Here is a 20,160-nt window from a genome sequence, read left to right as displayed (position 1 = left end):
GACGGCGTACGATCGCCCTGCAATGATCACCGGGGACCTCTGCCGTACGGCGAGCACGATGCGAACGGCGCTCGTCGGGCATCCGATGGTCCGATTCCACGCCCCACAGCTGATCGGTCCCGAACCGCAGCCCGGTCGCATGGTCGAGGCGGTCGAGGCCAACGGCAAGCACGTCGAGATCATCTGGGACGACGGGCTCGTGCTCGACACCAAGCTCCGCGGTCGGAGCGAGTGGCACGTCTATCGCAACGGCGCACCGTGGCGCCGCAGCTGGGAGTCGCTGCGTGCGTCCGTGCAGACCGACGACTTCGTCGCCGTGTGTTTCGACGCATCCGAGATCGAGACCTACCGACTTCCCGACCCCACCCGCCATCCGGGTTTCGGTCGGCTGGGCCCCAACCTCGCCCGTCCCGACGCCGATCTGTCCGAGGCGGTCAACCTGCTGCTGTCGTACGCCGACCCCGAGACCCGGCTGCGCGACGTGATGGTCGATCAGCACGTGATGCAGGGCGTCGGCAACGTGTACCGATGCGAGGTGCTCTGGGCAGCCGAACTCAGCCCGTGGGCGCACATCTCCGATCTCACGCATCACGACGCGGTCCTGATCGTGAACACCGCCGCCCGCATGGTGCGGGCCAACGAGGGCCGTTCCCGGCGCGCCACGACCCGGCTCACGACGGCCGGCCTCGCCGTCTACGGACGATGCGGGCAGGGTTGCATCCGGTGCCACGAGACGATCGAGTCACAGCCGATCGGACGCTACGGCCGCATGATGTACTGGTGCCCCGGTTGCCAGGTACGGCTCGACCGTCACCAGCCGACCGAGATCCGCGAGATGGATCCGCACCCGGCGGCGGTCAAGTATCTCAACGACCTGCCCTGGCGCTCGACCCGCGCCGGCTGATCAGCGCCGTTCTCGCCGCAGCGCCCCGCTGCGTCAGACCTTCCCCATGATCCGGTCGACCGCGATCACGATCGCCACGCGCCCGGGCCGCTCGCGTGGCGCCTGGTATCGCTGCTCGTAGGCGGCTTCGGCACGGGCGACGTCGTCGGGATCACGCTCGACGCGGGCCTCACCCTCGAGGGTGAGCCAGCGCCGGCCGTCGACCTGGCTCACGACGGCCCGGCCACGCCGTTCGACGTTGGCCACTTTCTGGGAGTCGCCGTTGGTGATGACGCGGACCACGCGCTCGTCGGGGTCGTACGCGAAACCGACGGGTACCACGTGTGGTGTCCCGTCGGCTCGGAGCGTCGTGATGGTGGCGAGGTGCCGTTCGGTGAGGAACGACGACACTGCGGGGTCGAGCCGGTCGAGGTCGAAGGCCATCCCCGCAGTGTCGCGCAGCTCACTCGTTCGAGATCGCGTCGAGCACGTTCATGTTCGATGCCTTGTACGCCGGGTACAGCGCCGCGATCACGGCCGCGACGATCGCCATGATCAGCACCGTCACGAGGTTGACCCACGGCAGGGTGATCCCGTCGATGACCGAGTCCGGGACGGCGATGGCGAGGGCGATCCCCATCGAGAGTCCGACGACGACGCCGACGACCACGCCGAACACGGCGACGATCACGGCCTCCCATCGAACGGCTCGACGCAGCTGCCTCTTCGTCATGCCGACCGCACGCAGCAGCCCGATCTCACGGGTGCGTTCGAACACCGACAGCGCCAGCGTGATGGCGATGCCGAGGAACGAGATCAGGATCGCCATGCTCAACAAGGTGGTGATGATCACCAGCAGCTGGTTGATCTGGTCCTCCTGCTCGGCACGGAACTCGGCGTTGTCCTGCACACCGGCCTGCGGGTACTCGGCGATGGCCTCCTCGACGGCCGCCCGGCCGTCGATCGGATCGACACCGTCGGCGAGGCGGGCGAGGACGAACTGGTCGCGTGGGGTCTGGTCGCTCGCCGCTTCGAGTTCGGCGAGTGAGATGTACCAGGCGCCGCCGAGCGAGTTGTCGTCGAAGATGCCCGACACGACCAGGGTCGACTCGACGCCGTTCTGATAGGTGACCGTGACGTCGTCGCCCACCTCCAGGGAGCGGTCGTCGGCGGCGTCCCGGAACACCATGACGCCGTTGCCGTCGACCAGCCCGCCGTAGTCGCCGTCGGTCACGTCGAGGTTGATCAGGTCGCCGAACGAGTTCGGGTCGACGGCGGTGACGCCGACCTGTTCGTCGCCGATCGTGCCGAAGATCGACCGGAACGGGGAGACGGCCTCGATCTCGTCGAGTTCGCCGATGTTCTGTGCGACGGCCGGCGGCAGCCCCTGGAACGAGTCGTCGGTGACGATGTAGTCGGCGGTCACCGCCCGGTCGAGCACCCGACCGAAGGTGTCGCGCAGCGACGAGGCGAACACGGCACCGGCGCTGATGAGGGCCACACCGATCATGAGCGCGGACGCGGTCCGTGCAGTGCGTCGCGGCGACCGTGACGCGTTGTCGCGGGCGAACTTGCCGGCCTGGCCGAACAGCTTCTCGATCGGCGCCCCGATCGCCCGGCTCACCGGGTGGGCGACCGTGGACGACAGGCTGGTGATGCCGAGGAACGTCAGGAGCGCTCCGCCGCCGGCGAAGACGGCCAGGCCGAAACCACCGCCAGGCTGCAGGAACAACCCGACCAGGAACATCGCGACGCCGACGCCGGTGACGATGGCGCCACCGATCAGACGGCGGCTCGCGCTGAGGGCCGTGAAGCCGAGCTCGGGTCGCATCGCCGCGACCGGCGGGATCTTCGACGCTCGACGGGCGGGCACGAGCACCGAGGCGAGCGTGACGCCGAGACCGACGATCAGGGCGACGATGATCGTTCGGGGCTGCATCGTGAGGCCGACGTCGGGGAACCCGGCGCCCGCCTGATTGAAGATGGCGATGATGCCCCGGGCGACGACGAGTCCGCCGAAGATGCCGATGACGGTCGCCGTCAGGGAGACGACGATCGCCTCGATCACGATCATCCGTCGGACCTGCGCGGCGTTGGCACCGATCGACCGCAGCAGCGCGAGCTCGCGGAGACGCTGGCCGATCGTGATGCCGAAGATGTTGTTGATGATGAACGCCGACACGAACGCGGTCACGAAGGCGAAGATCAACAAGCCCGTGCCGATGAGATCGACGATCTGGTTGATCGCGTCGGAGGTCTCGTCGGCGACCTGTTCGCCGGTGACGACCTCGACGCGAGCCGGCAACAATTCGGCGATCTGGCCCTGGACCGTGTCGATGTCGGCACCGTCGACGAGCGCGATCTCGATCGTGTCGACCTGGTCGCCGGCACCGAGGATCTCGGCGGCTTCGTCGATGTCGAACAACGATGTGGTCGCTCCGGCGAAGCCGTCGGTGTCGCCGAGACCGACCAGACCGACGATCGTGAAGGAGCGTTGGCCCGAGTCGAAGACGATCGTCATCTCGTCGCCGACCTCGTAGCCGACCCGGTCGGCCGTGGCCTTGTCGATCGCGACCTCGTCGGGTCCCTGGGGTGCGGCGCCGTCCTTGAGGGTCACGCCGTTGAGCGGGCCCTCCCCACTCCACGAAATGCCGAACTGCGGCGCGCCGCCGGTGGAGATCGGTTCTCCGTCGGGATCGAGCATCTGGGCGAATCGGGCGATGCTGCCCTCGGCGAGTTCGACGCCGTCGACCGCGGCGACCTCGTCGACGAGCGAGGCGTCGATCGGATCGCGGACGGCTCCGTCCATCTCGTCGGCGCCCTCGAGTTCGGCGCGGACGACGAGGTCGGTGTTCTCGCTGAGCTCGGTGAACAGGTTGTTGAACGTGGCCTTCATGGAGTCGGCGAGCACGAAGGAGCCGGCGACGAACGAGACGCCGAGCATGATCGCGAGACCGATGAAGATGTTGCGGCCCAGTCGGGCACGCAACGATTTGCGTGCGAGCGTGGTGATCATCTCAGTGCCCCAGCGACGCCATCTGTTCCATGATCGTGTCGCGCGTCGGCGACGCGAGATCGCCGACGACCTTGCCGTCGGCGAGGAACACGGCCCGGTCGGCGTACGACGCCGCGTACGGATCGTGGGTCACCATCACGATCGTCTGGCCGAACTCGTCGACCGCGTCGCGCATGAATTGCAGGATCTCGGTGCCGGAGTTCGAGTCGAGGTTGCCGGTCGGTTCGTCGGCGAAGATGATCGTCGGGCGGGTCGCCAGAGCGCGCGCGACGGCGACGCGCTGCTGCTGGCCGCCCGACAGCTCACTCGGCCGGTGCGACAGGCGGTCGCGGAGGCCGACGGTGTCGATGACGCGGTCGATCCAGGCCTCGTCGCCCTCCTGGCCGCCGAGGGCCAGCGGCAGGACGATGTTCTCCTTCGCCGTCAGCGTCGGGATCAGGTTGAACGACTGGAAGACGAAGCCGACCTGGCTGCGACGCAGCTCGGTGAGTTCCTTGTCGTTCAGTTCGGCCAGGTACGTCTCACCGATGAACACCGCACCCGACGTGAGGGCGTCGAGACCCGCGAGGCAGTGCAGCAGGGTCGATTTGCCGGAACCGGACGGGCCCATGATCGCCGTGAACTTGCCCGGCTCGAACCGGACGTCGACCCCGTCGAGGGCGTTCACGGCGGCGTCGCCGACGCCGTACGACTTGCGGGCGTCGATCACGCCGGCAGCAGCGGCGACGGTCGGCGGGGGAGGAGCCATCATCTCGGACATGGCCACCAGTCTGACGCGCCCGGGCCGGGCCGCCATCCACCTTTCGGACGATGGGCCTCGCACTCCAGGATGACCTCGTCGGCGAGACGATCATCCGGCCGGTTCGCGACGCCATGATCCGACACGTCTCCGACGCCGTCATCTGGCAAGTCTCCGACGCCATCATCTGGCAAGTCTCCGACGCCGTCACCCCAGTACGATCGGGGTTCTTGGCGTTGTGTGAGCAGTGTGCGTGCGCGCTCCCGGAGGGGGCGCGGTTCTGCCCCACCTGTGGGGCGCCCCAGGGCGCGCACGTGGAGGTGGCCGGGCTCGAAGAACGTCGGGTCGTCACGGTCCTGTTCGCCGACGTCGTCGGGTTCACCACCATGGCCGAACACCGCGACCCCGAGCAGGTCAAGCGGCTGGTCGACGCCGCCTTCGAGCTCCTCGTGCGCGACGTCGAGTCGTACGGCGGCGTGGTCGACAAGCTGCTCGGCGACGGCATCGTCGCCCTGTTCGGCGCGCCGATCGCGCACGAGGACGACGCCGACCGTGCCGTGCGAGCCGGACTGACGATGCAGCACACCCTGCACACCTTCCGCGACGAGCACCCGGCCGACGACCTCCGTATGCGGATCGGTATCAACACCGGTGAGGTGTTGGTCGGCACGCTCGCCGGCACCGACTACACGGCCATGGGCGACGTGGTCAACATCGCCGCACGTCTGCAGAGCGCCGCTCCCGCCGACGGGGTGCTCGTCGGCGCCGACACCAAGGCGCTGTGTTCGCCGGCGTTGCGGTTCGAATCGGTCGACCCGGTCCAGCTCCGCGGACGCGCCGGGGTGACCGAGGCGTGGCAGGTGCTCGCCGTCGAACGATCTCGCCCGCGCCGTCGCTGGGCGAGCGACGTCCCGTTCGTCGGGCGTACCGCCGAGCGGGCCATCCTCGACGCGATGCTGCGCACGGTGCGCTCGGGCCGCGGTGCGATCGTGGCCGTCTCGGGCGAAGCCGGCATCGGCAAGTCGCGCCTGATCTCCGAAGCGGTGAACACCCTGCTCGCCGAACGGCCGGAGACGCTGCTGCTCGAAGGGGCGTGCGCGCCGTACGGCGAGACGAACCTCTGGTGGCCGGTCGCGGCCAGCGTGCTCGAACAACTGGGTCTCGACCGACTCGGTGAAGGCCCCGATCTCCGAGAGCGGATCGTGGCCCGGCTCACCCCGTTCGACGAGCTGGCCCCCGGGACACCCCAGTTCGGTCGGTTCGTCGAGTTCGTGCTGCACCTGCTCGGCCAGCCGTCAGCGCTCGACGCGCTCGGCCCGATAGCGCTTCGTGACGCGATCGTCGCCGGGATGGTCGGCGGCATCCGTCGCCGCGCCGAGCGCGGTCCGGTGGTGATCTGGGTCGACGACGTGCAGTGGGCCGCCCCGGCATTGCTCGACCTGCTCGAGTCGTTGGCCCGTCAGCTCGCCGGTCTGCCGGTGCTGATCGCCACGACGTTCCGCCCCGACGCCGAGACCACCGATGGCTGGCCGCCGCCGGCCGACCCCGCGATGTCGCTGCACCTCTCGCTGGAGCCACTTCCCGACGCCGACGCCGCCGAGCTGGTCCGCGAGGTCGCCGGCCGCGAGCTACCCGCCTCGATGGTCACGGCGATCTCGGCCCGGAGCGGCGGGAACCCGCTGTTCCTGATCGAGTTGACCCGGCTCACCGCCGACGACGCGTCGGCGACCGACGAGATGCCGGGCTCGCTCCGAGCGTTGATCGCCGCCCAACTCGACCAGCTGTCGCCCGCCCAACGCGAGATCATCGACAACGCGGCCATCATCGGCAACGAGGGTCGCGCCGGTGCGCTCCGACGTTTCGCCGAACACCTCGGGCAGACGTACGACCCGGCTGCGTTCCGCAGCCTGGCCGAACTGGGTCTGCTCGTTCGAGACCATCGGGGCTGGCGCTTTCGGAGCGACGTCGTGCGTGAGGTCGCCTACCAGACCCTCACCAAGCAGGTGCGCGCCCAGCGCCACGCCGGCGTCGCGAACTATCTCGCCGAATACGAGCCGACATCGGTCGACCGACGTGCCCACCACATGGCGTCGGCCGCCGAGATCCAGTCCGAACTCGGACCGATCGACGGTGTGCCGACCGATGCCTCGTCACTGGCGGTCGAGTGGCTCGACCAGGCCGCTCGCCAGTGGCAGCGTCAAGGTGCGGCGCGCCGCGGGCTCGAAGTCGTCGAGCGGGCCATCCGTCTGGCCCCACGTTGGGGCTCCCCGTCGCGGTCGCTCTCGCTGCTCCAGGTCGAGCTGCTCGTCGATCTTCGCATGCACCGCGAGGCGCGTGCGGCGTTGGCCGAACTGATCCCGCAGGCCGAACTCGCCGCCGACCACGTCGTGGCCGCCGAGTCGACACGGCTGCTCGGCCAGATCGAGCAGATGGAGGGTGAGCTGCCGGCGGCTCGACGCGAACTCACGAAGGCGGTCGAGGCGTTCCGTCACCTCGGCGACGATCAGCGGCTCGCCGACGCACTGCGGGCACGTGGATTCGCCGAGATGTTCGGTGGTTCGCTCGCCGAGGCCGAACGCTTCCTCCGCGAGGCCGAGACGATCTTCCAGCGGGTCGACGACCCCCGCGGTCGGGCCTGGGTGCAACAGAACCTGGCCTGGGTGTCGTTCCTCTCGGGCGATCACGAGGTGTCCGAGCGTCGCCTTCGTGCGGCGATCGAGGCCTTCGACGCGATCGGCGATCGCGGCGGACGCTCCTGGTCGCTCGGCGTGCTGGCGTACGTGTACCACTTCGCTCGACGCAACGACGACGCGCTCGAGCTCGCAGCGCAAGCACTCGACGACGCCAAGCAGTGGAGCGACGCCTGGGGAGCGTCGATGATGCGCAACCTGCAGGCGAGCGTGCTGTTGTGGCGCGGCCAGATCGTCGAGGCCAACGAGCTCGCCGAGCGGGCGCTCGCGGGCTTCCGCAAGATCGACGACCGGTTCGGGCAGATCCAGGCGCTGGGCGTGCTGAACCGCACCGCCGTCGCGCTCGGCCGTTTCGCCGACGCCGACCGCACGGTCGAAGAGGTCATGGTGCTGTCGGGCAAGTTCGGCGAACTCGCCTACCCCGGCATCGCCGCGGCGGGCACGGCGATGCACCTCGGGCACGGCCACGAGGCGTTGCTCCGCGCCGGCGAGGCCGTCGGCCGGCTCGACACGACCGGCGCCAACGTCGACGAGGGCCGCGTGATCGGCGCGTTCGGACAGATCCTGACCGGCGACGCCGAGGCGGCGTTGGCGACCCTGCTCGAGGTGTCGGTCGAGCAATCACCCTTCGCGTTGGCGGCCCGGGCGACGGCGTCGGCCATGCTCGGCGACCACGACCAGGCTCGCTCCGACGCCGACCGGGTCGACTCGATGGGCGAGGTCAGCTACTGGGACCGGACGATCGCGGCGGCCGCCGGGTACGCCTCGTCGGCCACCAGCGCCGAGCGCGAGGTGCGGCGCGTTCGGTTGATCGACGCCGTGAGCGGCATCGACGACGTGATGCTCACCGCCTACGTCGAGCGTGTTCTCGGACGCCAGGCCGTCCGTTCCGTCCCGGGTGGAGTCGGCGACGGTCCCGCCCGCTCGGTCGACCTGGCCGGTTGGGGTGAGGTGGCTCGCCGCCTCGGAGCACCCGCCGAGATCGCCTGACGCCGGGGAGCGCCCGCTGTCAGCGGGCCGTCGGGTCGGGGAACACCGCCGTCATCCGGGCACCACCGAGCGGCGACTCGCCGGCGACGATCGAACCGCCGACCGACCGGACGACGGTGTCGACGACGGCGAGCCCGAGTCCGGCGCCGCCGGCGTCTCGGGCCCTGGCATCGTCGAGTCGCACGAAGCGCTCGAAGACACGCTCGCGTTGGTCGACGGGGATGCCCGGCCCGTCGTCGTCGACCACGAGGGTCACTCGACCGTCGTCGTGGGTGGCCAGCGACACGTCGACGCGCGACTCGGCGTGTCGAGCGGCGTTGTCGAGCAGGTGGACGACGACACGCCCGAGTTCGTCGGCTCGGGCCCGGACCTGCCCGGCGGACACCCCGGACACGTCGACGGGTACTCGTCGGGCGCGAGCCGCCTCGGTGTAGACGATGTCGTCGAGATCGACGACACCGTTCGGCGCCGTGCGCTTCTCGTCGTGCCGGGCGAGTGCGAGCAGGTCGTCGACGAGGGCACTCATGCGTTCGGCCTCGGCGAGGATGCCGGCGGCGAGCTCGTGCTGTTCGGTGTCGGGGAGCGCCGCCTCGGCCTGCGCCCGGATCGTGGCGAGTGGTGAGCGCAACTCGTGCGAGGCGTCGGACACGAACTGGCGTCGCCGTTCGTCTTCGCGTTGGACGCGATCGAGCATCGTGTTCATCTCGACCGCGAGTGCGGCGATCTCGTCGTCGGAGCGCGGCACCGGAACCCGTTCACCCAACGTCGACGACCGGATCTCACGGGTTCGGGCGGTGATCGCCGCGACAGGTCGCAGCGACCGGCCCGCCAGCATCCACGTGAGCAGCGCAGCGGCCGCCATCACGACCGGGACCGCGAGCCAGAGCAGGACCTGGATGCGGCGAACGCTGTTCTCGATCCCGTCCGTCGACGCCGTGAGGAGCATCGGACTACCGGCGACGGTGCGGGTCTCGACGATGATGCTCTCGGGTCGGGCGGCGACGACGGTGCCCGCCGCCGACGCTGCGTCGAGTTCGCCGCGCACGGCCTCCCACACGTACCGAGGGATGGTCACGCCGTCCTCGGCGTCGCCGAACACCTCCGGATCGAGGTACTCCTCGAGGTCGACGCTGACCCGTTGAGCGAGCTCGTAGAGGAACGTCTCGAAGCTCGCTGTGCTGTCGACGAAGACCGTGATCGGCTCCTGGTCGTCGAGGCCGTAGTCGGCAGCGAGCCGGATGAGGCGCTGGCGAGAGACCATCGGTGCGTCGATGGTGCGGTTGACCGTCGACTGGACCCGAACCTTCCCGCTGTCGTCGACGATCGCGACGACGTTCCGGTCGCACAGCACGTACAGGTTGTGGTCCGGGTCGACCTCCCGGAGCGGTTCGAGCGCGCCGACGGCGTCGAGGTCGGCGGTGAGCTGGACGATCTCGGGGCCGAACAGCGCCGTCAGCTCGGCGGTGCCGAACTGGCCGGCGTCGACGAGCGGTGTCCGGGCTGCGAGTTCGCTCGACTCGAGGTCGCGCTGCGCGTCGAGTCGGTCGTCGATGAGGCTGTTCTCGACGACGGTCGGGGCGATCAGCGCGGCGAAGAGGACGATCACGCCCACGATCAGTGACACGCCGAGCGTGAGGCGAGTCCGGACCGACCCGGACATCGTGCGGCTCGGGGGTTCGTGCTCGGTCACGACTCGTCGGTCTCGGTGGGTTCCCCGGTGATCTGGTAGCCGACGTGCCGAACGGTGCGGATGACGTCGCGCCCGAGCTTGCGACGCAGGTAGCCGACGTAGACCTCGGCGATGTTCGGGTCACCGGCGAAGTCGAATCCCCACACGGCGTCGACCAGCCCCTGCTTGGTCACGACGTCGGGTGCCTGGCGCGCCAGGTGGTCGATGACGGCGAACTCGCGGGGCGTCAACTGGACGGCGTCGGTGTCGCCCCACGTCGCCGACACCTGGCCGCGGTCGAGGTGCAGTTCGCCGACGGTGATCTCGTCGACCGACGCGGCCCGGCCCCGTCGGAGCAGGGCGCGGATTCGCGCGACGAGGACGACGAGCGAGAACGGCTTGCGCAGATAGTCGTCGGCTCCGGTGTCGAGCGCCTCGGCCTCGTCGTACTCGCCCTCCTTCGCGGTGAGCATCAGGATCGGTGTCGTGTTGCCGGCGGCGCGCAGGTCGCGGCAGACGGCGAACCCGTTGAGGCCGGGCAACATGATGTCGAGGATGATCACGGCGTAGTCGACCTGCTGGGCCTGCCAGACGGCGTCGTTGCCGTCGTGCACCATGTCGACGTCGAACCCCTCGGCGCGCAGGGCGCGCGCGATCGATTCGGCAAGACGGACCTCGTCGTCGACGACCAGCAGACGCATGACACCAGTCTGCCCGCTCGCTGGTGGTGATGCAGCCGTCGGGGTCGACGGGTGGCGGCTGTGCTCTCAGGCTTCGCTCAGCGCGTTCCCGGCATGCTCCCACCATGAACCCGTTCGATGCTCCGCCCTCCACGCCTGCCGTGTCGTACGAGCCGCCGCGTCCGCCGAAGCGGCGACGCGGTCGGGTGATCGGCGCCGCCGTGCTCGGCGCGGGCCTGGTGGGCGTCGGTGCCGTGGGCGCAGCCGCGCTCGACGCCGAGGACGACCGGGAGTCGGACCGCTCGTCGGCATCGTCGACGGCGACGTCGACGACACCGGCACCGCTCGTGGCCCAGGACGACGACGCTCTGGTCCGCACCGCCGCACAAGACGACCAGCTCGACGAGGGCGACCTGCGCGAGCTCCACGAGTGTCTCGGTCTCCCGGAGAACTGGGCCGACGCACCGTTCGTCGGCGACGAGTTCGACCTCGACCAGCTCCCACCGCTGGAGGAGCTGTTGGGTGAGGATTTCTCGCTCGACGAGTTGTTCGGGGAGTTCGAGGGTGAGCTCCCGATGTTCGAGGAGTGGACGACCGAGGGCGAGCTCCCGGCGCTGGAGGAGCTGTTGGGTGAGGATTTCTCGCTCGACGAGTTGTTCGGGGAGTTCGAGGGTGAGCTCCCGATGTTCGAGGAGTGGACGACCGAGGGCGAACTCCCGGCGCTGGAGGAGCTGTTCGGTGACGACTTCACGCTCGACGACCTGTTCGGGGAGTTCGAGGGTGAGTTCCCGATGTTCGAGGACTTCACCGTCGAGGGTGCCTCGGCGCCGGCGGCGGTCGGTGATGCCGACATCGACGAGATGATCGGCACCGTGCTCGATGAGATCGAGGGGCTCGTGGTGTTGATGGGCCCCGACGGTCCGATCGTCGTCGATCTCGGCGACGGTGACGGTGCGGTCACGATCGAGCGCAACGGTGAGACCGGCGAGGTGACGATCACGACCGATGGCGACGCCGTCGAAGTCGGCTCCGACGAGTTGTTCGACGAGATGATCGTGCCGCTGATCCCCGACGACGTGCAGGACTGCTTCGACGGCTTCGGCGCCGACGAGACCTGACGGCGGCGCGGCGCCGCATCGTCGCTGCCTCCCTCGGGGCACCCGAGTGCTTGACACGCGACGTCGTGGTGGCGTAGTCAGCGTGGCATGGTCGCGAGCGCCCATCTCGTCGAACGGCTGATCCGAGCGTCGCGCGAACGCGTCTGGGCCGCGCTCACCGACCCCGACCTGACCGAGCGGTACTTCTTCGGGACGCGGGTCGAGTCATCGTTCCGTCCCGGCGAGATGTACCGCTACGTCGACGCCGACGACACCGACGTCATCGACGGCACCCTCGAAACGGTCGATGCGCCGAACCGTCTCGTCATGACGTTCCGGATGCTGTTCTCGTCCGAGTTGGCCGACGAACCGCCGAGCCGTGTGGAGTGGACCCTGTCCGACGTCGGAGCCGAGCCCGACGCGGTGACGCACGTGACGATGCGCCACGGCGATCTCGCGCTCAGCCCGGCGACCTGGGATCACGTCCGAACCGGGTGGCCGATCATCCTCGACTCGTTGAAGTCGTTCCTCGAGAGCGGTGAGCCGCTCCCCGAGGTCGAGCGCACCGACGGTCCGGTCGATGCCGGTGAGATCGAGGGCAACTGGCACCGAGCGCAGGGGGTGACGGCCAACAACTCGGTCTGGGAGCTGCTCGACGGTCGCTCGCACACGCCCGACGACGCCGACGAGTTGCTCCATCGCGCGTACGCGGCGGCGTACCACTGGCACCGGGCGACCGGGGCGACCGAGGTCAATCAGGCTCGCGCTTCGTGGATCGTGTCGCGAGCCCACGCCACGCTCGGGCACGGTGAGGTCGCCCTCCACCACGCCGCGCAGTCGGCGGCGCATCTCACCCGAGCCGGCGATGCCGCCGCCGACTTCGACCAGGCGTACGTCTACGAGGCCCGTGCTCGGGCCCTCGCGTGCCTCGGTCGGCTCGAGGAGGCCCGGGAGGTGTATCGACGAGCCCGATCCGTCCCCATCGCCGACGAGCAGGATCGTTCGATCTTCGAATCCGATCTCGCTGCCGGTCCGTGGTTCGGCCTGGATGTCGACGCAGCGTCCTAATGACCCTGTTATGGTGACCCGCCGTGAGTATCGAGGTGCCGATCTCGCAACTGAGCGACGAACTCGATCGTCGGGCCTTCGGGTACCTGATCTCGGTCGGTGACGATCGACGATCGCATGTCGTCGCGCTCCGGCCACGCGTGATCGTCGACGACGGGGTCGTCGTGGTGCGGTTCGTCACCGAGTCGCGGCGGGCGGCGTCCAATGTCGGCACCAACGCCGACGTCACGGTCGTCTTCCCGCCCGTCGACGGTGACGTCGATGGCATGAGCCTGATCGTCGACGGAACGGCGACGCCGGGGCCGGGCTGCATCGACGTCGCCCCGACCTGGGCGGTCCTGCATCGCGCTGCACCGCCGATCGGCGAGGGCGACGCCCGATGAGCATCGACCGCGTCCCGTTGCCGTCGACCGACGGGTCGCTCTGGCTGTGCGGGCTGCGCGACGTCGCCGACGATCCCGACGCCGTGCTCACGTCCACCGGCGCATCGACGGTGATCTGCCTCAACGAGCGCCACGAACTCGAACGGCGTGCGCCGTACTACGCCGACTGGCTCCGGTCGAATCAGCCGGGTCGGGCACTGTGGTTCCCCATCCGCAACTTCCACGCCGAGTCGGCCGACGCGACGATGCCGCTCCTCGACCTGGTCGTCGAGCGGCTCGAGCGTGGCGAGGGTGTCGTGATGCACTGTGCGATGGGGCAAGGGCGCGCCGGCACGATGGGCGTGTGCCTGTTGATGCGACTCGGCGCCACGTCCGAGCAGGCACTCGCCACGGTCGCTGCGCACCGGATGTTCGCCGGCCCGGGCGACGGCGCCCAGTGGGCGCTGGTCGACGACATCGCCCGCGAACTCGGTCGCTGAGCTCCCCGTCTGCCGCGTCGGCGGTCGATTAGCGTGGGGTGACCATGTCATCGGACCAGTTGATCTTCGTCATCGTCGTGCTGGCACGGCTCGGCATCCCGCTGCTGATCTTCCGGTACCCGCTCCCGGCGATCCTGGCGGCGCTGGTGATCGACGCCGCCGATCAGACGATCTTCCAGAACTACACCGACCTCGAACTGGCCGGCTACCAGGGCTACGACAAAGCACTCGACGTCTATTACCTGGCGATTGCCTACCTGTCGACGTTCCGCAACTGGGCCGACCCGTTCGCCGCTCGCGTCGCCCAGTTCCTCTGGTACTACCGCCTCGTCGGCGTCGTGGCGTTCGAGCTGACACAGGTGCGGGCCCTGCTTCTCGTGTTCCCGAACACCTTCGAGTACTTCTTCATCTGCTACGAGGTCGTCCGCCTCGCCTGGAATCCCGACCGACTGTCGCACCGCCAGGTGATCGGCCTCGCCGCATTCATCTGGATCTTCGTCAAGTTGCCCCAGGAGTGGTGGATCCACATCGCCCAGCTCGACTTCACCGACTTCATGAAAGAAGACGTGTTCGGCGTCGAGGTCGACACCTCGTGGGGAACGGCGATCGGTGAGAACCTGTGGTTCGTGGCGCTGATGGCCGTGGTCGTGGTCGTGGTCGTGCTCGTGGTCCGCAAGACGCTCGCAGCCGCGCCCGCGCCCGACTGGTCGGCGTCGGTCGACGTCGACCGGCACCGCCAGAGCACCCGCCTCGACGCCACCCCTGCAACGGTGCGGCTGCTCGAGTGGGACCTGGTCGAGAAGGCGATGCTCGCCGGTCTCATCACCGTCATCTTCGCCCAGGTGATCCCGAATACCGACCCCACGGTGCGGCAGACGATCGTGTCCGTCTCGACGGTGGTGGTGGCGAACGCGGTCGTCAGCGCCTGGCTCGCTCGTCGAGGCAGGACCTGGGAGACGACGATGCAGCAGTTCCTCGCGATGGCTGCCGTCAACGCCGTCATCATGGCGACGTACTGGTTGTTCTTCCGTCGGAACTCGGTCGACGAGGGCGCCGCGATCTTCTTCCTGCTGCTGCTGACGTTGATCATCACGCTGTACGACCGGTACCGCCCACTGCGGTCGGCGACCTACCCGCCGATCGGCGCCGCTCGCGACGCGTGAGTGAGGACAGGTCGCCCGTGCAGACGGTGTGGGTGCTCGGCGACCAACTGAACCGCGACATCGGAGCGCTGCGGGACGCCGACCCGGAGACCCATCGTGTGCTGCTCGTCGAGAGCACCGCCAAGCTCGCGTCGAAGCGCTGGCACCGCCAGCGCGCCCATCTGGTGGTCGCGTCGATGCGGCGGTTCGCCGACGAACTGCGATCGGCGGGCTTCGAGGTCGATCATCGCCGGAGCGATTCGCTGCGAGACGGCTTCCGCGAACACGTCGACGAGTTCGGTCCCGAGCGGGTGCTCGCGACCGAACCGGCGAGCATCGCCGGGCTGGCGTTGCTCGAGTCGCTCGACGTCGAGATCGTGCGGTCCAACCAGTTCCTGTGCCACTACGACGAGTTCGCCGAGTGGGCCTCCGGTCGGAAGTCGTTCAAGATGGACGACTTCTACCGGTGGCAGCGTCGTCGACTCGGCTACCTGATCGACGCCGACGGCGAGCCGGTCGGGGGCCGGTGGAGCTTCGACGACGAGAATCGTGAGCCGCCGCCCAAGGACGAGTCGTTCACGTGGACCGACCCACAGACCTCCGCGCTCGACGACATCGATCGTGGGGTGCTCGACGATCTCCCCGACTCGTGCTGGGGTGCCGAGCCCGACGGCACGTGGGCGACGAGCCGTCGGCGTGCGTTGTCGCGCCTGCGGCACTTCGTCGACGAGGTGCTCCCCGGCTTCGGCCCGCACGAGGATGCGATGACCACCCGGTCGTGGCACCTCGCCCACTCGGTGCTGTCGCCGTACATGAACATCGGGTTGCTGCTCCCGGGCGAGGTGTGCGACGCCGTGCAGGAGGCGTACGACCGCGGTGACGTTCCGATCAACTCGGCCGAGGGCTTCATCCGTCAGGTGATCGGCTGGCGCGAGTACGTGTGGGGCGTCTACTGGTTGTGGGGCACCGAGTACCGATCCCGCAACGAGCTGGGCGCCGACCGGCCGTTGCCGCCGGTGTTCACGGGGGCCGACACCGAGATGCGGTGCGTGCGCGCCTGTCTCGACGGGGTGAACGATCGTGCATACAACCATCACATCCAGCGGCTGATGGTGCTCGGCAACCTGTCGCTCCTCCATGGCGTCGACCCGTGGGCGCTCACCGACTGGATGTGGTCGGGTTTCGTCGACGGCGCCGAGTGGGTCATGTTGCCGAACGTGATCGGCATGAGCCAGTGGGCCGACGGCGGCATGATGGCCACCAAGCCGTACGCGGCGGGCGGCAACTACATCGACACGATGAGTGACTACTGCGGCGACTGTCGGTTCGACCGCAAGCAGCGCGTGGGGGACGACGCCTGCCCGTTCACCACGCTCTACTGGGACTTCCTGGCCCGGCACCACGACCGTCTGGTGAAGAATCCACGTGTGGCGCGGCAGGTGCGCGCGTCGGAGCGGTTGTCGAATCTCGACGCGGTCCGAGAACGCGCCGTCGAGGTGCGGTCGCGTCTCGACGCCGGCGACCTGTAGCAGCGTCGGCCGGCTGGTTCTGGTCGTCAGCGTCGCAGGCGCTCGATCAGCACCTCGACCGACACGCGGTACTCAGCACCGAAGTCGCAGGCCGCGAGCGAGGCGCCGAGCTCGGTCAGCACCGGGCAGTCGTGGAGCGCCTCGCCGTCGATCAACGACGACGGCTCCTGCACCAGCGCGGTCGTCTCCGCCAGCAGCGCCCCGGAGGTCAGGTTGACGAACAGCCAGAACCACCGGACCGCCTCGTCGTCGGTGGCGCCGGCCTCTCGAGCGGCCGCCAACAGGCCGTCGATCCGATTCAGGACCGCTGGAGTCGTCGGCGGGCGCGTGACCATCCGGGGCAGCAGGTGCGGGTGGTCGAGCGCGACACGCCGGAGTTCGCCGGCCGTGTGCCGGATGCGCTCGTCCCACGGCGCTGTCGGTTCGGCCGGCGACGTCTCGTCGTAGCAGGCGCCCACCATCAGGTCGAGCAGGCTCTCCTTGTCGGGGACGTGCTTGTAGATCGACATCGCCTCGCAGCCGAGGGCCGTGCCGAGCTTTCGCATCGACAGGGCGTCGAGGCCGTGCTCGTCGACCAGTGCGACGGCGGCGGCCGTGATGCCGTCGACGGTCAGGCCGACCACGCGACGCCGTTCGCGGGGCTCGGGCGTGTCGCTCATGGTTGACAGCTTACGCCGTAACCCGTATGGTGCCGAACCGTGGCTTACACCGTAAACGACCCCTCCCGAACAGCCGGATCACCGATACCGATCACATCGCTCCCGTTCCGCGGGCTCGGCGGCCAACCGCCGTTCGAGCCCGACGATCTCGACCGCTTCCTGCGAGCACCCCGGATCGCCAACCTGGCGTACGTCCGCAAGGACGGCCGGACCAATCAGGCTCCCCTGTGGTACGGCTACGACGAGGGCGTCGTGCACTTCACGATGGAGGCGAACTCGGCCAAGCACCGTGCTCTCGTGCGTGACCCGCGGGTGACGGTGACGGTGCAGGACGAGCGCCCGCCCTACCGCGCCGTCATCGTCGACGGCACGGTGACGATCGACGACCTCGGTGACGACACGGCCCCGTCGATGAGCCTCGCGGAGCGCTACTTCGGCAAGGTCGCAGCCGCGAAGTACCGCTCGATGTACGAGGACGTCCGCAAGGACGCCGGCATGGTCCGGGTGACGCTGCACCCCGACGAGGTCAAGGGCTTCGACAACACGAATGCCGTCGACCCGGTCACGCTCGCGTTCGTTCGCGTGCGCAACCGCTTGCCGGTGCCGCGACGCTGGCTCTGACCGAGACGGCGGACCGGCCGACGAGCGTTCAGACGTCGGTGGTCTCGACCCGGATCGTCGAACCGTCGTCGACGAGTACCGGCACCGGTGCGTCGAGGTTCTGGCTGATGATGCGCTCGACGACATCGGATGGCGAGTCGGCCTTCAGACGGTCGAGCAGCTTCGGGTGGTCGGTCTTGTCCGGGAGCAGGATCACGTCGGCTCCGGCCTGGAGCACGACGTCGACGATCTCGGTGATCGACGGCACGGTGGCGATCCACGCCGTCACCTCGACGCCGGCCTCGTCGAACTCGGTCATCTGGTCGGCCAGGTGCTGCCGGTCACGGTCGGCCAGATCGGCGCGATCGCAGACGCCGGAGGGATGGGGATGATCCATCCAGGTCTCCTCCGAGCGGTCGTACAGCACGACCGACACGTCGTACTCGGCGGCCAGCGACGCAGCGACCGTGCGGGTCGCGGCGAGCGTTTCGTCATCGGTGTCGGTGGCGACGGCGAGCTTCGTGGCGCCGCGCAAGGCGTCGGCGGCGGCAGGATCGATCTGTCGCTGAGAGGGGCGGGTGCTCGATGTCATGCAGGGACGGTGCCCGCATCGACGTCGTCCGAAACGTCGACAGTGTCGCCCGACTCGTGCTCGGCGATCGCGTCGCCGTAGAGGAGCGTCATCGCGATCCCGGCGATCGGCACCGTGAGTGCCGACACGAGCGACGCCACGGCGGCGAAGACCCAGAGCGGCAGGCCGGTCGCCACCAGGAGGATCAGCAGCCCGACGACGAGCGACATCAGTGCCACCGCGCCGTTGAGCAACGCGATCACGAGCGCCGTGTGCAGCCACCGTCCGCGGACGAGCGAGCTGCTTCGGTCGAGTGCGGCAGCAGCGTCGAGGTCGTCGTATGCCACGGCTTGGCCGACGAACTGGTAGCGCACCAGCTGCCGGATGCCCCACGGGATGCCGACGAACGACGCCAAGAGCACGAACACGATGGCGAACGATCGGCCGAACGCCCCGAACAGGGAGCGCCGTCGCTGCCATGTCGATCGGATCGCCTCGATTGCAGATTCGAGGCCGCGCTCGGGTCCGTCCAGGTACTCGGCGACGATCGCGTTGATGACGACGAATGCGGCGACGTTGGCGATGCTGCCGACGAACGCAGCCATGACGAGGCTCGTCCCCGTTGCACCCTGCGCCAGCGACAACAGCGCCGAGACGCCCGGCACCAGCTGGATCAGAGCGGCCAGGATGCCGGTCACGAACGCGGCGGGGATGTACACGAGGCCGAACATGATGAAGATCAGCGGCGCCTCGCCGTAGATGCCGAGCGCCGTCCGCAGGATCTGGCCGGCACGGCGCCGGCGGACGATCGGGGAGGTGGGGACCCGGCTCCAGTCGGTGCGGCCGAGCAGGAACTTCGCCACGAAGAACACGACGACCGCACTCAGGATCAGACGCAGGGGCGACACGGTGAACGCGATCAGCTGGCCCGACCCCCACTCGACGACACCACAGAAGACGTCGATGATCTCGTTGGCGCTGGTGTTGCCGGCCGGGATGACGACCGATGAGGGCCGGAGGTCGTCGAACCACGGGGCGGGCTCGAGCCAGCGATCCTTGACCGACGGCCCGGTCGGGCCGTTGAACGCACCGCTCTGGCGTTCGCCCCATCGGCCCTCGTACGACACCCAGGCGAGCGGATCGGAGGGGTCGTCGACTGAGTCGGGGAGGACCACGACGGTGGGATCGACCCGCTCGGAGGGGCCCGTCGTGTCGTCACAGCCGAAGCCCTCGCTCGCGCCGCGTCCGAGATAGATCGCATCCTGGAAGTAGCTGGCGTGCGAGCCGGCCGACGAGTACACGACCGGTCGGTCGCCCTCGCGGCTCAGCTTGTCGTCGTCCCAGTCGGCGCGTTCGCCGCCCTCGTGCTGGGAGTAGCCGACGGCGATCGGCTCGGACGCCAACGCGTCTTCGACGCTCGTCGCGTCGAAGACGACGGTGATGCCCTCCCAGTCGCTCTCGTGCTTGTTGTTCCAGTCGTTGTAGTACCAGTAGATCCAGTACTGGACGAAGACCCGGTCGGGCACGTCGGGCTGCTGCACCACGTGGGCGTACACGGTTGGCGGGTAGTCGTCGGTGTACTTGTCGAAGTCGCGCTGGTAGATGCAACCGGGTTCGAGCGAACTGCCGGGGAAGTCGAGGAAGAAGCCCTCGCCGAGTCCGAGCAGGTCGCCGGCACTCGGACCGCGCATCACCGTCGGATTGCCGCCACCGACCTGGCGGAGGGCGATCTCGGGATTGTCGAGCACGATGTCGACCGAGGCCGGCGCATACGGCTCGCCGGCGGGGTCGCACTCTTCTTCTTGCTCCTTGAGCATGATGACCGGGGCGAACCGGTCGGCGAGCTGCTGCGCAGCGTCGTCCGCCGGCTCCGGCGTTCCGGCTGCGGCCGGGGCGCCGACACCCAGCACGGCGATCGACGCGATCGTCGCCGCCAGCGCCGCGCGCCAACTCCGTCGTCTCATC

General features: G+C 69.0%; 17 protein-coding genes. 9 read left to right on the top strand and 8 right to left on the bottom strand.

What is annotated here, in order from left to right; translation table 11 throughout:
- The first annotated feature begins 22 nt into the window (after nucleotides 1-22).
- Nucleotides 23-904, top strand: a complete 882-nt coding sequence (locus tag BDK89_RS17875) for an Fpg/Nei family DNA glycosylase (RefSeq protein ID WP_133870245.1) — start codon at nucleotides 23-25, stop codon at nucleotides 902-904.
- Nucleotides 905-937: 33 nt separating this feature from the next.
- Here BDK89_RS17875 and BDK89_RS17870 read toward each other — a convergent pair whose 3' ends face one another.
- Genes BDK89_RS17870 through BDK89_RS17860 form a run of 3 tightly spaced genes read right to left on the bottom strand, consistent with a single transcriptional unit; the run spans nucleotide 938 to nucleotide 4,659 of the window.
- On the bottom strand, nucleotides 938-1,327 hold the full coding sequence (locus BDK89_RS17870; RefSeq protein ID WP_133870244.1) for a pyridoxamine 5'-phosphate oxidase family protein: 390 nt from the start codon (nucleotides 1,325-1,327) through the stop codon (nucleotides 938-940).
- 19 nt (nucleotides 1,328-1,346) lie between these two features.
- Nucleotides 1,347-3,899 carry an ABC transporter permease gene (locus BDK89_RS17865; RefSeq protein ID WP_133870243.1) on the bottom strand — a complete coding sequence of 851 codons (2,553 nt, stop codon included), beginning with the start codon at nucleotides 3,897-3,899 and terminating at the stop codon, nucleotides 1,347-1,349.
- Between the two features lies 1 nt (nucleotide 3,900).
- A complete protein-coding gene (locus BDK89_RS17860) occupies nucleotides 3,901-4,659 on the bottom strand; it encodes an ABC transporter ATP-binding protein (protein ID WP_133870242.1) in 759 nt (252 codons plus the stop codon).
- Nucleotides 4,660-4,709: 50 nt separating this feature from the next.
- Here BDK89_RS17860 and BDK89_RS17855 point away from each other — a divergent pair, with 50 nt between their 5' ends.
- On the top strand, nucleotides 4,710-8,318 hold the full coding sequence (locus BDK89_RS17855) for an adenylate/guanylate cyclase domain-containing protein (RefSeq protein WP_133870241.1): 3,609 nt from the start codon (nucleotides 4,710-4,712) through the stop codon (nucleotides 8,316-8,318).
- Nucleotides 8,319-8,337: 19 nt separating this feature from the next.
- On the opposite strand, the gene BDK89_RS17850 is transcribed toward BDK89_RS17855, so the two are convergent.
- Together BDK89_RS17850 and BDK89_RS17845 are read right to left on the bottom strand one after the other, a co-directional pair.
- On the bottom strand, nucleotides 8,338-10,008 hold the full coding sequence (locus BDK89_RS17850; protein WP_133870240.1) for a sensor histidine kinase: 1,671 nt from the start codon (nucleotides 10,006-10,008) through the stop codon (nucleotides 8,338-8,340).
- Nucleotides 10,005-10,688 (bottom strand): response regulator transcription factor, encoded by a 684-nt coding sequence (locus BDK89_RS17845; RefSeq protein WP_133870239.1) that lies wholly within the window; start codon nucleotides 10,686-10,688, stop codon nucleotides 10,005-10,007. Before BDK89_RS17845 ends, BDK89_RS17850 begins: the two co-directional genes overlap by 4 nt.
- Nucleotides 10,689-10,792: 104 nt before the next feature.
- Between BDK89_RS17845 and BDK89_RS17840 the strand changes: the two genes are divergently transcribed.
- The 6 genes from BDK89_RS17840 to BDK89_RS17815 all read left to right on the top strand — a co-directional run bounded on the left by BDK89_RS17840 (nucleotide 10,793) and on the right by BDK89_RS17815 (nucleotide 16,365).
- Nucleotides 10,793-11,785: a hypothetical protein gene (locus tag BDK89_RS17840; RefSeq protein WP_133870238.1), complete on the top strand. Its 993-nt coding sequence runs from the start codon at nucleotides 10,793-10,795 to the stop codon at nucleotides 11,783-11,785.
- 87 nt (nucleotides 11,786-11,872) lie between these two features.
- Complete coding sequence (locus tag BDK89_RS17835) at nucleotides 11,873-12,832, top strand: SRPBCC domain-containing protein (RefSeq protein WP_133870237.1); 960 nt, start codon at nucleotides 11,873-11,875, stop codon at nucleotides 12,830-12,832.
- A 23-nt stretch (nucleotides 12,833-12,855) separates the two neighbouring features.
- Nucleotides 12,856-13,215: a pyridoxamine 5'-phosphate oxidase family protein gene (locus tag BDK89_RS17830; protein WP_133870236.1), complete on the top strand. Its 360-nt coding sequence runs from the start codon at nucleotides 12,856-12,858 to the stop codon at nucleotides 13,213-13,215.
- The gene (locus BDK89_RS17825) at nucleotides 13,212-13,694 is read left to right on the top strand and encodes a protein-tyrosine phosphatase family protein (RefSeq protein ID WP_133870235.1); all 483 of its coding nucleotides are present in this window, start codon (nucleotides 13,212-13,214) and stop codon (nucleotides 13,692-13,694) included. The genes BDK89_RS17830 and BDK89_RS17825 overlap by 4 nt, the downstream gene beginning before the upstream one ends.
- Nucleotides 13,695-13,738: 44 nt before the next feature.
- Complete coding sequence (locus BDK89_RS17820) at nucleotides 13,739-14,857, top strand: hypothetical protein (RefSeq protein WP_133870234.1); 1,119 nt, start codon at nucleotides 13,739-13,741, stop codon at nucleotides 14,855-14,857.
- A gap of 17 nt (nucleotides 14,858-14,874) precedes the next feature.
- Nucleotides 14,875-16,365: a cryptochrome/photolyase family protein gene (locus BDK89_RS17815; protein WP_133870233.1), complete on the top strand. Its 1,491-nt coding sequence runs from the start codon at nucleotides 14,875-14,877 to the stop codon at nucleotides 16,363-16,365.
- Nucleotides 16,366-16,391: 26 nt separating this feature from the next.
- On the opposite strand, the gene BDK89_RS17810 is transcribed toward BDK89_RS17815, so the two are convergent.
- Entirely contained in the window at nucleotides 16,392-17,024 is a 633-nt protein-coding gene (locus BDK89_RS17810) for a TetR/AcrR family transcriptional regulator (protein WP_133870232.1), read from the bottom strand.
- 39 nt (nucleotides 17,025-17,063) lie between these two features.
- Here BDK89_RS17810 and BDK89_RS17805 point away from each other — a divergent pair, with 39 nt between their 5' ends.
- On the top strand, nucleotides 17,064-17,645 hold the full coding sequence (locus BDK89_RS17805; RefSeq protein WP_133870231.1) for a TIGR03618 family F420-dependent PPOX class oxidoreductase: 582 nt from the start codon (nucleotides 17,064-17,066) through the stop codon (nucleotides 17,643-17,645).
- 28 nt (nucleotides 17,646-17,673) lie between these two features.
- On the opposite strand, the gene BDK89_RS17800 is transcribed toward BDK89_RS17805, so the two are convergent.
- Both BDK89_RS17800 and BDK89_RS17795 read right to left on the bottom strand, forming a co-directional pair.
- Nucleotides 17,674-18,216 carry a universal stress protein gene (locus BDK89_RS17800; RefSeq protein WP_133870230.1) on the bottom strand — a complete coding sequence of 181 codons (543 nt, stop codon included), beginning with the start codon at nucleotides 18,214-18,216 and terminating at the stop codon, nucleotides 17,674-17,676.
- Entirely contained in the window at nucleotides 18,213-20,159 is a 1,947-nt protein-coding gene (locus BDK89_RS17795) for a Vps62-related protein (protein ID WP_166657666.1), read from the bottom strand. Before BDK89_RS17795 ends, BDK89_RS17800 begins: the two co-directional genes overlap by 4 nt.
- Nucleotide 20,160: the final 1 nt, after the last annotated feature.

This window comes from Ilumatobacter fluminis (assembly GCF_004364865.1).
In the GTDB taxonomy this organism is placed as follows: domain Bacteria; phylum Actinomycetota; class Acidimicrobiia; order Acidimicrobiales; family Ilumatobacteraceae; genus Ilumatobacter; species Ilumatobacter fluminis.
This window is presented reverse-complemented; position numbering and strand designations above follow the sequence as displayed.

Excerpts from the sequence above, each read along its gene's own strand:
- BDK89_RS17875 (WP_133870245.1), top strand. The coding sequence starts at position 23 with ATGATCACCGGGGACCTCTGCCGTACGGCGAGCACGATGCGAACGGCG.
- BDK89_RS17870 (WP_133870244.1), bottom strand. The coding sequence starts at position 1,327 with ATGGCCTTCGACCTCGACCGGCTCGACCCCGCAGTGTCGTCGTTCCTC.
- BDK89_RS17865 (WP_133870243.1), bottom strand. The coding sequence starts at position 3,899 with ATGATCACCACGCTCGCACGCAAATCGTTGCGTGCCCGACTGGGCCGC.
- BDK89_RS17860 (WP_133870242.1), bottom strand. The coding sequence starts at position 4,659 with ATGTCCGAGATGATGGCTCCTCCCCCGCCGACCGTCGCCGCTGCTGCC.
- BDK89_RS17855 (WP_133870241.1), top strand. The coding sequence starts at position 4,710 with ATGGGCCTCGCACTCCAGGATGACCTCGTCGGCGAGACGATCATCCGG.
- BDK89_RS17845 (WP_133870239.1), bottom strand. The coding sequence starts at position 10,688 with ATGCGTCTGCTGGTCGTCGACGACGAGGTCCGTCTTGCCGAATCGATC.
- BDK89_RS17840 (WP_133870238.1), top strand. The coding sequence starts at position 10,793 with ATGAACCCGTTCGATGCTCCGCCCTCCACGCCTGCCGTGTCGTACGAG.
- BDK89_RS17835 (WP_133870237.1), top strand. The coding sequence starts at position 11,873 with ATGGTCGCGAGCGCCCATCTCGTCGAACGGCTGATCCGAGCGTCGCGC.
- BDK89_RS17825 (WP_133870235.1), top strand. The coding sequence starts at position 13,212 with ATGAGCATCGACCGCGTCCCGTTGCCGTCGACCGACGGGTCGCTCTGG.
- BDK89_RS17820 (WP_133870234.1), top strand. The coding sequence starts at position 13,739 with ATGTCATCGGACCAGTTGATCTTCGTCATCGTCGTGCTGGCACGGCTC.
- BDK89_RS17810 (WP_133870232.1), bottom strand. The coding sequence starts at position 17,024 with ATGAGCGACACGCCCGAGCCCCGCGAACGGCGTCGCGTGGTCGGCCTG.
- BDK89_RS17800 (WP_133870230.1), bottom strand. The coding sequence starts at position 18,216 with ATGACATCGAGCACCCGCCCCTCTCAGCGACAGATCGATCCTGCCGCC.
- BDK89_RS17795 (WP_166657666.1), bottom strand. The coding sequence starts at position 20,159 with ATGAGACGACGGAGTTGGCGCGCGGCGCTGGCGGCGACGATCGCGTCG.